Source organism: Fibrella arboris (genome assembly GCF_041321095.1).
In the GTDB taxonomy this organism is placed as follows: Bacteria; Bacteroidota; Bacteroidia; order Cytophagales; family Spirosomataceae; genus Fibrella; species Fibrella arboris.
Genome location: NZ_JBGGWE010000002.1, coordinates 24,616 through 37,561, shown reverse-complemented (window position 1 = coordinate 37,561; position 12,946 = coordinate 24,616). Strand labels below are relative to the sequence as shown.

Here is a 12,946-nt window from a genome sequence, read left to right as displayed (position 1 = left end):
TCACCTGTCTGCTCGCCCCGCCATGCTTAGACGCCTACTGCTTTTCTGCCTGCTGACGTGGACAGCCGCTGCCAAGGCCCAAACGACTGGTCCAGCCTCGGCAACGTACCCCGCCTCGTTTACAGTGGCGCAGGATGGCAGCGGCAGTTTCAAAACCATTCAGGAGGCGGTAAACGCGTTCCGTGATCACTCGCAGGTGCGGGTCACACTGTTCATTAAAAATGGCTTATACGCCGAGAAACTGGTCATCCCCTCCTGGAAACCCAACATTCATCTGATTGGTGAAAGCAAAGAGGGCGTCATCATCACCGGCGATGACTTTTCCGGCAAGGTTTATCCCGGTGGCAAGGATGCAACAGGTAAAGACAAATTCAGCACCTACACGTCCTATGTAATGCTGGTCGATGCGCCCGACATTATCCTCGAGAACCTGACCATCCGGAATACAGCCGGCCGTGTTGGGCAGGCCGTTGCCCTGCACGTGGAAGGCGACCGTTTTGTTTGTCGAAACTGTGTGCTACTGGGTAACCAGGACACGCTCTATGCCGCCGCCGAGGGCAGTCGTCAGTATTATGACCACTGTACGATCGAGGGCACGACCGATTTTATTTTCGGCAAGTCAATCGCCGTATTCCAGTCCTGCACCATCAGAAGCCTGCTCAACTCATACATAACGGCCGCCGCAACTCCCGTCTACCAACCGTACGGCTTCGTTTTTTTCGATTGTACGCTGACGGCCAGTGAGACGGCTCAAAACGTTTTTCTGGGCCGTCCGTGGCGACCCAATGCAAAAACTATTTTTATCCGTACCCAGATGGGCAGACATATTCTTCCCGAGGGCTGGAACAACTGGAACAATCCCCAAAACGAAAAGACAGTCACCTATGCTGAATTTGGCAGTACAGGTCCTGGCAGTAATCCAGGCAGTCGAGTAGCCTGGTCGAAGCAGTTGACCCGGAAAGCGGTGAAACGGTTTACGCTGGCAGCTATTTTTTCGGGCACAACCAGCTGGTTACCCTAATCGGTCAGGATGTTCATTTCCCGCAGCCAGTTCTCGCAGAGCGTTACCCACTGCTGGGTCGAGCCGGGGTTGTTGCGTAGCGCGATGGCATGCCCGCCCTGCGGAAAGATGTGTAGACTGGACTGTATCTTTTTATCGACGAGCGCCTGGTAGAACAACAGGCTATTGCGCTGGTCAACGCCGGTGTCATTGAAAGCATGGACCAGAAAGCAGGGCGGTGTTGCGGCAGTTACAGCGTTTTCCAGCGAGTACGTGCGGCGTAACTCCGCAGACGGATTTGGCCCAAGTAAATTTTTCCGGCTGCCAGCGTGCGCATAGGCCCCCATGGTGATAACAGGTGAGATCAGAATGGCAAAATCGGGCCGAAACGCAAATCGACTTACTGTATCTGCAATGAACGATGCGTCGGTACGGCTGGTGGCAAGCAGGGCCGCCAGATGCCCCCCTGCTGACGTACCCATGATACCCACTTTGTCTGGCCTGATACCCCAGCGTCTGGCGTTTGCCCGTACAACACGCATGGCACGCTGGGCATCCTGCAACGGCCCGATTTCGCGCTGTTGCAGGTCGGGGGAAGTCGGCAGGCGGTAGTTCAGCACAAAAGCGCTGACCCCCATCGTGTTCAACCACTTCGCCAATTGCCAGCCACTTACCAGATAGGCCAGGCGTTCGTAGCCGCCGCCCGGACAGATGATCACGGCGGCTCCTTTGTTTTCCTGCACCGACGGCAGAAATACATACATGCCTGGGGTGCCTACCCGGTAGATACGTTCGTTGGCAAGGCTATCAGAAATAAGCAGTCCAACTGAATTGGGCATACGACCCGCAGGCCAGATAGGCATAAAATCCTGCGCACAGACCGGTCCGGTAATTAGTAGCAGCCAGGCGACTAAGCGTATTTTGAGCATAAACAACGTACCTGGCCTATTCGGAACGACAGCCCTGCCAGCTACAGCGTATAAAAACGCCTTTCGCGCTAAAACATACTGTCGGGAACGTACCTGGCTTTTGCCAGCGAGTAACGCTTACACCACAAACCCGTAGCCATCCGTAAAGCCTTTTTGATCATCGGTAAGTCGGTGCGAACAGACATGTAGCTTGTCCTCGTCGCGCCAGACCGTCAGGTAATGAAACATAGGCTTATAGTCGACGGCCCGGTCTTCGTACTTACCGGGGTTCTGATGCAGTGGCTGGCGCAACCCACCGCCCCCACCGATCACCAGGAATATTTTTCCGCCCACCTCGAATTTCTCGAAAGCATGCGCATGACCGGTAATAAATAGTTTGGCCTTTTTCGAGGCCTGATACGGCGGAACAAACCGTTGCTGAACAGGTTTACTCGACCCCACCAGCCGACTGTTTGAGAAAGGGGCATAGTGTGTCGTGACGATCACCGTTTGAATGGCCGGATCGGCATCGTAGTCCCGTAATGTGTTCTCGTAAAACGTCTGTTGCTCCGCCTGTTGCTGGGGCGTCAGCGTGCTGAAGTTTGAGTTCAGCAAAATCACGCCTACGCCATCCGTTACATGAGCATAGCCCGTGGGTACGTGGTCGGGGAATCGTTTCTGAAAATTACGTTGCCCCTTCTTGGGTCGCCCCATCACATCGTGATTGCCCATGATGGCCTTCACCTCAATGCCAGCTTCTTCACAATTGGCCAGAAAAGTATCGACCATCGGCCAGGCGGCATTCTTGTAGCCCAGCACCACCACGTCGCCCAGCCAATACAACGTTTCGGGACACCGATGTAAGATTTCACGAAAAATGGCCTGTGTGGCTTTTACGTTGTTTCGCTGTTTCAGAAACAGGGCTTCGATCCACATAGGCGCCTGGGTATCAGCGAGAAAAGCCAGGAGGGGTGCGTCCATTATAGGTTCAGGGTTCAGGTTGGTGTTCAGGTTTCAGGTCTCAGGTTTTAGGTTTCAGGTCTCAGGTCTCAGGTGTCAAGGGCGCTGCGGATCGAACCTATGGGTGATCCGCAGCGCCCTTGACACCTGAAACCTGAGACCTGAAACGTCAAGCTATGTTTTTACCAGGTCAACGCCCGCCAGACCAACGTTGCCTGCGCAATAAAACAGGCGTCGTCGGTCTGCGAAGCGTCATACCATTTCAATTCGGCGGCAATGCCCAGGTTTTTGGTAATTGGTTGCGTATACGTACCCGCTGCCATCCAACCGATGCTGAAGGTGCTGCCACGGGTAACTCCATCGTAGTTCAAATGCGAATTGATCAGGTAAGGGCCAGTCCCCGCATACAGGGCAAATCGTTTAACGACCGACATAGAAAAAACGGCCAGGATCGGGATGGCCGACACCCGTACCTGCGCTGGCTTGTCATTGGCAGTACCCGAATAGTTGTACATACTCACATAACCGGTTTCAACGCCTAATCGAAGGCGATGATCGGTCTGCCACATAACCCGTAGTGAGAGCGGAATACTCCATCGGTTTTTCTGTTCATCCTGCAACGTACCCGGCGTTCGGAGCGGTGCCGAATAGTACGACGCTCCCAGACTTCCGTAGACCAGTAACCTGAACGCCCCCCGGTTCGGGCGCGTCGAATCAGGTTTTATATCCCAGAGTTGATCAGGGCTCAATTTGCGCTGCGTTCCTTTTCGGGTGTAGGCAGGTTTGTATGGCGTGGGAACAGGACGAGGCCGTCGTGGGCGGCGGGATCGGCCTGTCCGGGATTCCGTTTTTTTTATACTTTCCGGCCGGGGTTGAACAGGCTGCTGCGCATTCGTGGCCACCACGCTGCCCAGCCAACAGCCAACAAGTAAAAGCCATTTCAGATAGCCTATGCGGTTATTGTTGTACATAATGGTAGTAGGCGACAATGGGCGCGTAATTAGACAGGATTCCATCGAATGTGTCGTTATCCACAAATTGCTGAATAAATTCAGGTACGTCCAGCGTCCAGACAAATACCTTCCGTCCCTGTTGCTGCATTGCCAACGTCGACGGAATTTGTTCGCCCAGCGTCCAGCGCGGCGCCCACACCTTAGCGTTAATACGCCGGGTAATACTGGTGTCGAGCTCACAGATCGATTGCAGTTGCAAATGGTCGGGCAATTGTTCAAACTGGGCAACCCGTTCGTCGGCGGGTAGGCCAATGTAAATCGTTAGCCGCCGCCCTAGCTGGGCGGCACGTTGCTGATACGTTTGCTGGATGTTTCTGACCAGATCCATATCCCGCACATCCTTTGAGTCGAGCCAGACAGTTTCCAGGGCCGTTTCGTTCAATACAGCCTCGAGCACCTGGGTGAGCATCGGGATTTTCTCGCCGTTACGCAGCCGGACAAACGTACTCAACTGATCGTAGGTATAGTTTTCAACGGCACCGATCAGGCCGGTTTTCTGAGTCAGCCGCAGGTTCAGCTGGTTGTCATGATAAATGATCGGCACACCATCTTTCGTTTGTCGAATGTCTATTTCAACCCCCGTGGCACCCAGCCGCTCGGCCAGCCGAATAATCTCGACGCTGTTTTCAGAGGCAGGCAATAAATCGGAGGTCCGGCCGCCACCCCGGTGTGCCAGTATCTGAAACGGCTTTGCATTCAACGGGCGGTTATACGTCAGAACGAATGACTGAGTACGTTTTGCGGTCCCATCCCCATAGATACCTTTAAAGATCACGTCGCCTTTTTTGATCGACGTGCAGCAACCGGGGGCAAGCAGCACACTGGCGCCGCTCGCTTTCAGCACCACAAACCGGGCGGTACCTGTTTCTGAATTGACCAGCCGTCGCCAGAAGCCTTCAAAAACCAGTGAATCGCCCAGCTGCCGACCTTCCAGCACGAAAAAAGCGGCTTGAGGCTCACAAAACAACGACATGTAATAGGTTGTATCCCCCGGCCCTTTGGCCAGATAACTCCATTTAGCAGCCACTTCATCACCAAAGACGGCGGCTCCCTCCGAGACCTGATACACACCTTCGCAGGCTTTTCTAGTCTGGCTAAACAGCAACTTGGCTCCTTCTGTGGCCAGCTCTCCACGCTGCAGTTCAGGAATCAATACAGCATCGTTCAGCCCAGGCCGACATCCAGCCCAGTAGCCTGCTGACAGAAGCAACAGGCTGTAAAAAAAATAGCGGAGAAAAAGCGTTTTCATGAGCCTGTTGTTGCGTCTGGATTCATAAGAAGAAGCCAATAAATGCTTCTGGATAAAAAATGTTCCGATCAAACGTGTCATACAGCGACCAGAACTGCCAGTTGAAGTTGGTATATAACGCCCGGAAGCCCAGGGCTACGTGCCTGCGTCCAAAAAATGCCTGCTCCAGTGTTACCGTTCCCCCATACCCATTGAGCAGCACCTGCCCGCGATCGCTAACCGTCTGGCCTACCCTCGACCGGTAATACAAACCCAGGTCGACTTCACCCCGCAAGGTGACGAGTAAGTTGCGCGAGGACCGAAAGCCAATGGCTAGATTGGGCGTTCCCTGCACGCCAAAGCCCCGGTTGTTGAACTGCGCCAGTTGCAATGAGCCGAACCAGGCGCCCACGTCGGCGCCGGCCGAAGCATAGAATCGACCTTTCACCGGGCGACTATAGCGCAGCCCAACGGAAGCATTATTCTGCAAAAACTGAAACGTAAACCGTCCGGTAAGGGCCAGTTTGTCTGTTAGCCCATGCAACACGACCAAATCGCCCGCCGGAATGCTGAGCTGAATTTCTTCCGTTATGTCTCGGGGCGAGGTGGTGAACGTTACGCCCAGTGTTGCCCGACTGGTGCCTTTAGCCAGCGGATATGGGAAATGGACATACGGCACGCGCGGAGATGTGGAGTCTACCGGCGCAACAAACTCCCCTTTCTGGTAGGTCCGCCGATAAGGGTTTACCGGCCTTGATTTGCGGGTTCTGCGGGGCTTTTGGTCCTGCCCCATTACAGCAGTCAGGCTAAGCCCGGTCAGGAGTAGCAGAAGTGTCAAAAAACGCAGCATGGTAGAGAATGGAGTACACTTTATAGCTTAAATAAAGGGATAACTCCATCCTTCTCCTAAAAGTTAGACGAATCTACTGCACAGCAGCCTCTACCCGCTGGCTGGTAACAGGGGCATTGATCGATAGCACCCACAAACCAATATACGTGAACAGGCCGTTCAGTAATAACCGCTCAAAACTGAACGTATACCCGTTGAACCAGGCCGCCGAGTGCGCATTGACGTAATAGGTGACCAGGGGTGATAGCACGCAGACCAGGGGCACAAACCGGTCGCGAACGGGCCGATGGCTAAACAGGCCAAATGAATACAGCCCCAGCAGCGGGCCATAGGTATAGCCGGCCAGATCGAACACCGCCGTGATGACGTCTCCGCTGTTGAGCCGATTAAAGATGACGATCACCATCCAGAAAAGCACCGAAAAGCCGATGTGTACCCAGTGTTTGATCCGGGCCCGCTCCACTTCCGGCTTCCGCTCAACGTTCATAAAATCAATGCAGAAGGAAGTCGTTAACGCTGTCAGGGCTGAATCAGACGACGCATAGGTAGCAGCGGTGATGCCCAGCAGAAAAGTGATGCCAACCACCGGTCCGAAGTGATTCAGCGCCAGCATCGGATAGAGATCGTCGGTCTTGGCCGGAATGGCGATACCTTCCGTGTTCGCGTAGATGTAGAGTAAGGCACCCAGGCATAGAAACATGAAGTTCACGATCGTGAGTGTGATCGTGAACCAGAACATATTCTTCTGCGCTTCCCCAATGTTTTTGCAGGTCAGGTTCTTCTGCATCAGGTCCTGGTCGAGGCCGGTCATCACGATGGCGATAAAGATTCCCGAGATGAACTGCTTCAGGAAATGGCGGGGATCGTTGATGTTATCGAAGTAAAATACTTGTGCATACGGGCTGCTTTTGATCGCCGCCGTTACCTGGCTAAAGCTCATATTCAGCTCATTGGCAATCAGAATAATCGTGAGTACGACGGCCGTCACCAGAAACGTGGTCTGGAGCGTATCGGTGATGATGATCGTTTTTACCCCGCCCTTAAACGTGTATAACCAGATCAGGAGAATGGTAATGGCTACCGACACCGAGAACGGAATACCCAGATCGTTGAAAATAGCGAGCTGCAAAACACCCGCGGCGACATACAACCGCACCGCAGAACCTACCGTACGGGCCAGCAGGAAAAAGCCTGCGCCAGTCTTGTACGACCAGAAGCCAAACCGCTTTTCGAGGTACCCGTAAATCGAGATCAGGTTAAGCCGGTAATACATGGGCATAAGTACCGTGGCGATCACATAATACCCGATGATGTAGCCTAGTACCACCTGAAAATAGAAAAACCCCTTATTCCCGTCAAAACCTTTAAAAACACCGCCTACGGCCCCTGGGACAGATATGAACGTAACGCCAGACAGGGATGTACCGATCATGGCAAAGGCCACCAGGTACCAGGGCGACTGCCGGTTGGCCGTGAAAAATGTGTTGGTGTCGGCCCCACGGGAGGTGAAATAGGACACCGTGATGAGCATGGCAAAATAAGCGACGAGAATGACGAGAGCGATGGTTGAATTCATCCGAAACAGGCAACTTTTAGCAGGCTGATGGGGTTATTTTAACGGGTAATAACCGGCCAAATTTCCGTAAATTTGCACAAGAATCAACTATTAAGCTTTTTAGTTATGATGCCGTTTTTTGAACCCGAAGTGACCGTATTGGACGAAGTCGTAGAAACTGAGGTGTACAACCTGGTGGTCTTCAACGATGAAGTCAACACGTTCGAGTACGTCATCGATACACTGATCGAAGTTTGTGACCACTCGCCCGAACAGGCCGAACAGTGTACGCTGCTGATTCACTACAAAGGCAAATGTACCGTCAAAAATGGCGGTTTTGAGGAATTGGTCCCCCTGCGGAATGAAATTTGCCGACGGGGCATTTCAGCAGAAGTCTTACACTAATGAGCGAAAGGATGTAAACTCGAACGATTGACTTTGCTCACCAGCTGATGCCTCACGAAGTCACCCGTTCGATGCTGCACCCTTTCGCTCTTTTCTTCACCACATGGAGTTTCCCTCAAAGCTTATTGAAGATGCAGTAACAGAGGTGGCCAAGTTGCCGGGCATTGGCAAAAAAACAGCCCTGCGGCTTGTGCTTCACCTGCTGAAACGCGACGAAGAACAAACCCAGTCCCTGGCTACCGCCCTGACAACGATGCGGCTGAATGTGCAGTACTGCAAAAAATGCCATAACCTATCCGACGATACGCTCTGTAGTATCTGTGCCAATCCCCGCCGCGATGGCTCAACCATTTGCGTAGTTGAAGATACACGCGACGTGCTGGCTGTAGAGAACACGGCGCAGTATAAGGGCCTTTATCATGTGCTGGGCGGCATTATTTCGCCCGTTGAAGGCGTTGGCCCCAGCGACCTGCACATCGACTCGCTGATTCAACGGCTTACTCAGCAGGGCGACGACGATGAACCGGTCAAAGAGATTATCCTGGCCCTTAGCCCGACTATGGAAGGCGACACCACGGCGTTCTACCTGCAAAAGAAACTGCGGCCCTTCCAGTTGAAGATCTCGACCATTGCCCGGGGTATTCCCATCGGTGGCGACCTCGAGTATGCTGACGAAGTCACGCTTGGCCGGAGCATTCTGAGCCGGATTGCCTACGAATAGACAGCGATAGGTGATACACAACGTACCTGGATAATCCCAGCCTGCGCGTTTCGGGCTGGGATTATTGGTTTGAATCAGCCCGCTGACATTCTTTTTATGCTGCTTTTTCTGTAGACGTAATTAGTTTGTCAATGCTGCCTAGAAACTCAGCTGATTGCCGGGTGAGGGAACGGGCAAACGACGAGCTAACGCTAACGTCTGTAGAAACGATGCGTACTGTTGCCTTTGAAGAGCATGTCAGGCTGCCCGAACTGACCAGCCGACTTGAAGATCGCGGCCAATCCTGACCAGTTCGCCGGGTTTGCTCACCTCCCGAAGCGGCGGCCGATGAGTTGGAACGTACAGTCACCGGGCTAAACCTCTGCGGCGCTATGAGCAACGGGCTGACGAATACCCTGTTTCTCGACGATCTGCAGTTGGCCCCATGCTGGCGCAGACCCCAAACAGACGTAGCCCGTAGAGCCTGATTCGTTTTTGACTATCAGGCTCTACGGGCTACGTCTGTTTGGGACTAGGCGGGGTTACGAATTTCCGTGCCCACCTTTAGTGCCGCCGGTTGAACTGCCGGCACTGTTGCTACCTTTGCTATGCTTGCTGCTCTTGTGTGATGTTGAGTTTCTGCCCGCTCCGGCGCTGCCATGCCCGGCACCATTGTCAGCTTTATCACCGGCTGGCACGTCTTTGTATTCTTCTTCGACTTGCTCCAGCGCTTTTTCGTTTTTCGTTGCCATAACGTTAGTTGTTTATTAAGCTATTCAACCAAGTAATTCGATAGAGTGTTTGCAGTATCTGAGACAGCGGTCTGTCAACCCGTGCGTGTCTTTCCGACACGAATTTGACGGAGGGCAGATGGCAAATCCGTATATTTGATCCTCTATGGCAACCAAATCCAACACGCGCAACGCTGTTATCACGGCGCCAACGTTCGCTTTTCTGACAGACCTTGTTCAAAACAACCATCGCGACTGGTTTCATGCCAATCGGCCGCGGTACGATGCCGCTAAGTCAGAACTGGAAGCATTCACTGCCTGCCTGATCGAAGGGGCCAATACGTTCCATCCGCTGCCGAATACCAGCCCGAAAGACTGCATATTCCGAATCAACCGCGACATACGCTTCTCAAAAGACAAAGCTCCTTATAAACCAAATTTTGCCGTGGCGCTTGGTCCGGGCGGGCGGCATTCGGGCCAGATTGATTACTACCTGCATATTCAGCCCGGTAACGAGTCGTTTTTAGGGGCAGGTATGTGGCAGGCAACTCCCGCGCAACTGGCGGCCTTCCGCCAGGAGATTGACTATAGTCCTGCTTCACTGAAAGACATCATTGAAGCCGACGCTTTCAGGGCGTACTTTCCAGAGATTTGGGGAGAATGCACCAAAACAGCCCCCAAAGGCTACTCGGCAGATCACCCTGATATTGACTTGCTGAAGCGTAAGCAATTATTCTTCATGCACCGGTATACCGATAAAGAGGTACTGAAAGCCAACTTCGCCGATGACGTACTTCTCGGCTGTAGACTGGTGAAACCGTACTGTGATTTCCTGAACGAACTGTTCTTCGCCCAGGAAACCCAGGATATTCGGCTATAGACCAGTTCGCCTTTACCCAAAACGGGGCGGGTACGTTGCCAACGATTTAAGCAACGTACCCGCCCCGTTTTATTGATTCGTCTTTATTTATTCGTTGCGCTGGCCGAGATCAGATTAGCAAATAAGCGATAGGCTCCGGGAACCCCATTGGGCAGTTGACGGAAAAAGGCCAGGCCTGTGTAGATGAAATGGCCTTTGCCATAAGCCGTGTAGATCAGGCTGCCGAGCTTGGGGGCTTCGCCGGCATCGTTCATCGAGAACAGCGATTCGTAGGCTTGGCCATAGTCCTGGGCGAAGTAAAGCCCCCGCTCCTGCACCCAGCCTTTAAAATCCTCTTCGGTAATCTTATTGGGCTTATTCAGCAAAAACTGACTTGGATTCAGCAGCGTGATGGCCGCATCTTCTTCGGTCACCCGGTCACGACCAACCGCGAAGGGGAACGGGCCAATCTGATTCACCTTCATGCCCGACTGTAAAACGGCGTTCCCCGGCGTTACGTACTGCACCACCATTGTCCCACCTTTTTTAACGTAGTCCATCAGTTTCTCCTGTGTGCTTTTCAGGTATTCTTCCGTGTTGTAGGCACGGATACCAACCACGATGGCGTCGAAACGGGAGAGATCTTTCCCTAATTCAGCTTCGTCGAGGAGTGAGACGGTGCAGCCCATCTGGCGCAGGGCGGCAGGCACTTCGTCGCCCGCACCGGCAATGTAGCCAACCTGTTTGGCCTTCACGATCACATTTAGCCGTTCAACCGTAGCCTCAGCGACCGGGAAGAGTGTCTGTGGTGGAATGTGCGGATAGTCGACGGTGCGGATGCTATTGGTGAATCGGCTTCCGTTTACCGTGGCAACGGCTTTTAGTTTACCAGTAGCGGCATTACTGTTACCCGGAGATAACGTAAACGTGACGCGCTGCTCCTGTAACTTGTCGTTCAGGCTAAACGATTCGGCCGATGGTGTAGCCCGCCAACCCGTTGGCAGGTCGAGGCTAACGGACCCTTTTACCCCGGCGCGATTCGCTTTAACAACGACATCGACCGTCTTGGGTACGTTGTCGGCGAAGGCGTAGACGCGCTCGGTCAGGTTAACAGTTACATCGGGCCGCACGTCAAACGATCGGTACAATTCGCCGGCAACGGGATCCGTGTATTTGTATAGCCAGGGCTTTGTGTAGGTGAATGACAGGCCATCGATGTCGACCGTGAACTCAGCCGTCAGTTGGGGTGGATTTTCGGGTAAGCCGATCAGCTGTTGGTCCGTGACCGTGAACAGGCCTTTCTGCTGCGGCTTCTCCAGCCAGTAGGGTTGGGAATAATGCAGACTGGCTGGGAGTTTGGCCGATAGGGGAATAACGAGTTGTTCGTTAGGCTTCATCACAAGGCTCAGGGTAGTGTCCCGATTGAGCTGGGGCAACCGAATTTTTGTCAGCTTCACCGGCGAGTTGACGCGGTTGATTGCATTCAGCCGGAGGTCAACCTGCCCCCCTGGCGTAGCGGCATAGTCGGCCGGGAGCGCTTCAAACACTAACCCCAGGCATTGCTGAATCAACGTTTCTACCTCGGCCAGTTTGGTACGGACAAACACCTGACTCATGTCGAGCTGACTGATTTCGCGGTGAAGCGCCACCAATGCGGGAACGCTGGCGGCAGGCTGGGCCGCGTTGAACTGACTGGTCAATTTATACACCTGCTCCTGGATGCGCTCGCTGTTAGGAACCCGGTTCCAAGTCATATCAATGCCCTCCATGAGGTCGCTCTGGGGCTTATCGCCTTCTTTCAGCAGCAGATAATCAATTTTGTTACCCCGGTTGGCCGCCACCCCAAATCCCTGGCTCTTGTGCTGGCTACGGCTTTCGGCAGCCAGTTCACCATACGATTTTCCCAGCAGTGGATTATACAGCCCGGTCTCGACGCCGATGATCGTACCGGCCTCGCTGGGGCGGTTATTACTGGCGAACTGACCGGGAATAAACGCATTCCAGAACAGCCGCCGAGCCTGCCAGGGCTTCACCAGCTTCAGTTGCTCTGGATACACTGTCGGATCATTCGACAGTTTAAAGGCTTCTTCGGCCAGAAAACCCGATGCGGAGTGGTGCCCATGCCCCGCCCGACTGTCGGGGGGAAAACGGGTTATGATCACATCGGGCTGGAACTTGCGGATCAGGTAGACAATATCGCTCAATACCTGATCGCGCCCCCAGACCTTCACCGCTTCATCGGTGGATTTGGAAAAGCCAAAATCGTAGGCCCGGCTAAACAGTTGCTCCGGCCCATCGATCCGGCGGGCGGCCAATAGCTCCTGCGTCCGGATAACCCCGATATATTCGCCCTGCTCAGCCCCGATCAAATTCTGCCCGCCATCGCCTCTGGTCAATGACAGGTAGGCCGTACGCAAATTGCGCTCATTGTGCAGGTACGTTAACATCAGCGTGTTTTCATCGTCGGGGTGCGCCGCAATGTAGAGCACACTGCCCAGCACATTTAGCCGACGAATGCCGAGTTGAATATCACCGGGAGTGGCTGTTCGGGGCTTTCCAAACGGCACCTGCGCATAGGAAACAAGGGAAATCCAGCTGGTTATAGCCGTTAATAGCAGTAGATAGATCGATCTCACAGGATGAATGACAATGGGGTTTCAGAACAAATTAAGCAGTTTGTTCGATACACCGTCAACCCGTTTGCCAGGGCAGGCGTTCACTACCCGCCTGTTTAACC

12 protein-coding genes are annotated in these 12,946 nt (G+C 53.5%); 4 read left to right on the top strand and 8 right to left on the bottom strand.

The genetic code is table 11. From position 1 onward, the window contains the following. Positions 1-22: 22 nt before the first annotated feature. Positions 23-1,021 carry a pectinesterase family protein gene (locus ACAW75_RS02710; RefSeq protein ID WP_370727132.1) on the top strand — a complete coding sequence of 333 codons (999 nt, stop codon included), beginning with the start codon at positions 23-25 and terminating at the stop codon, positions 1,019-1,021. Here ACAW75_RS02710 and ACAW75_RS02705 read toward each other — a convergent pair. The 6 genes from ACAW75_RS02705 to ACAW75_RS02680 all read right to left on the bottom strand — a co-directional run bounded on the left by ACAW75_RS02705 (position 1,018) and on the right by ACAW75_RS02680 (position 7,535). Next, the gene (locus ACAW75_RS02705; RefSeq protein ID WP_370727131.1) at positions 1,018-1,929 is read right to left on the bottom strand and encodes an alpha/beta hydrolase; all 912 of its coding nucleotides are present in this window, start codon (positions 1,927-1,929) and stop codon (positions 1,018-1,020) included. The genes ACAW75_RS02710 and ACAW75_RS02705 overlap by 4 nt on opposite strands. 117 nt (positions 1,930-2,046) lie before the next feature. Then, the gene (locus ACAW75_RS02700) at positions 2,047-2,889 is read right to left on the bottom strand and encodes a metallophosphoesterase family protein (RefSeq protein ID WP_370727130.1); all 843 of its coding nucleotides are present in this window, start codon (positions 2,887-2,889) and stop codon (positions 2,047-2,049) included. Between the two features lie 161 nt (positions 2,890-3,050). Next, positions 3,051-3,839, bottom strand: coding sequence for a hypothetical protein (locus ACAW75_RS02695; protein ID WP_370727129.1), 789 nt, complete (start codon positions 3,837-3,839; stop codon positions 3,051-3,053). Beyond that, on the bottom strand, positions 3,826-5,130 hold the full coding sequence (locus ACAW75_RS02690; RefSeq protein ID WP_370727128.1) for a glycerophosphodiester phosphodiesterase: 1,305 nt from the start codon (positions 5,128-5,130) through the stop codon (positions 3,826-3,828). Before ACAW75_RS02690 ends, ACAW75_RS02695 begins: the two co-directional genes overlap by 14 nt. Positions 5,131-5,152: 22 nt before the next feature. Further along, on the bottom strand, positions 5,153-5,959 hold the full coding sequence (locus tag ACAW75_RS02685; RefSeq protein ID WP_370727127.1) for a hypothetical protein: 807 nt from the start codon (positions 5,957-5,959) through the stop codon (positions 5,153-5,155). Between the two features lie 73 nt (positions 5,960-6,032). After that, positions 6,033-7,535: a sodium:solute symporter gene (locus ACAW75_RS02680; protein WP_370727126.1), complete on the bottom strand. Its 1,503-nt coding sequence runs from the start codon at positions 7,533-7,535 to the stop codon at positions 6,033-6,035. A gap of 105 nt (positions 7,536-7,640) precedes the next feature. On the opposite strand from ACAW75_RS02680, the gene ACAW75_RS02675 reads away from it, so the two are divergent. Together ACAW75_RS02675 and recR are read left to right on the top strand one after the other, a co-directional pair. Then, positions 7,641-7,919: an ATP-dependent Clp protease adaptor ClpS gene (locus ACAW75_RS02675; RefSeq protein ID WP_370727125.1), complete on the top strand. Its 279-nt coding sequence runs from the start codon at positions 7,641-7,643 to the stop codon at positions 7,917-7,919. Positions 7,920-8,022: 103 nt separating this feature from the next. Beyond that, a complete protein-coding gene (recR, locus tag ACAW75_RS02670) occupies positions 8,023-8,640 on the top strand; it encodes a recombination mediator RecR (protein ID WP_370727124.1) in 618 nt (205 codons plus the stop codon). 521 nt (positions 8,641-9,161) lie between these two features. Here the strand turns inward: recR and ACAW75_RS02665 are convergent. Further along, entirely contained in the window at positions 9,162-9,371 is a 210-nt protein-coding gene (locus ACAW75_RS02665; protein WP_370727123.1) for a hypothetical protein, read from the bottom strand. Positions 9,372-9,516: 145 nt separating this feature from the next. Between ACAW75_RS02665 and ACAW75_RS02660 the strand changes: the two genes are divergently transcribed. Then, the gene (locus tag ACAW75_RS02660; protein ID WP_370727122.1) at positions 9,517-10,230 is read left to right on the top strand and encodes a DUF2461 domain-containing protein; all 714 of its coding nucleotides are present in this window, start codon (positions 9,517-9,519) and stop codon (positions 10,228-10,230) included. An 83-nt stretch (positions 10,231-10,313) separates the two neighbouring features. On the opposite strand, the gene ACAW75_RS02655 is transcribed toward ACAW75_RS02660, so the two are convergent. Then, positions 10,314-12,845 (bottom strand): PIG-L family deacetylase, encoded by a 2,532-nt coding sequence (locus ACAW75_RS02655; RefSeq protein ID WP_370727121.1) that lies wholly within the window; start codon positions 12,843-12,845, stop codon positions 10,314-10,316. Positions 12,846-12,946: the final 101 nt, after the last annotated feature.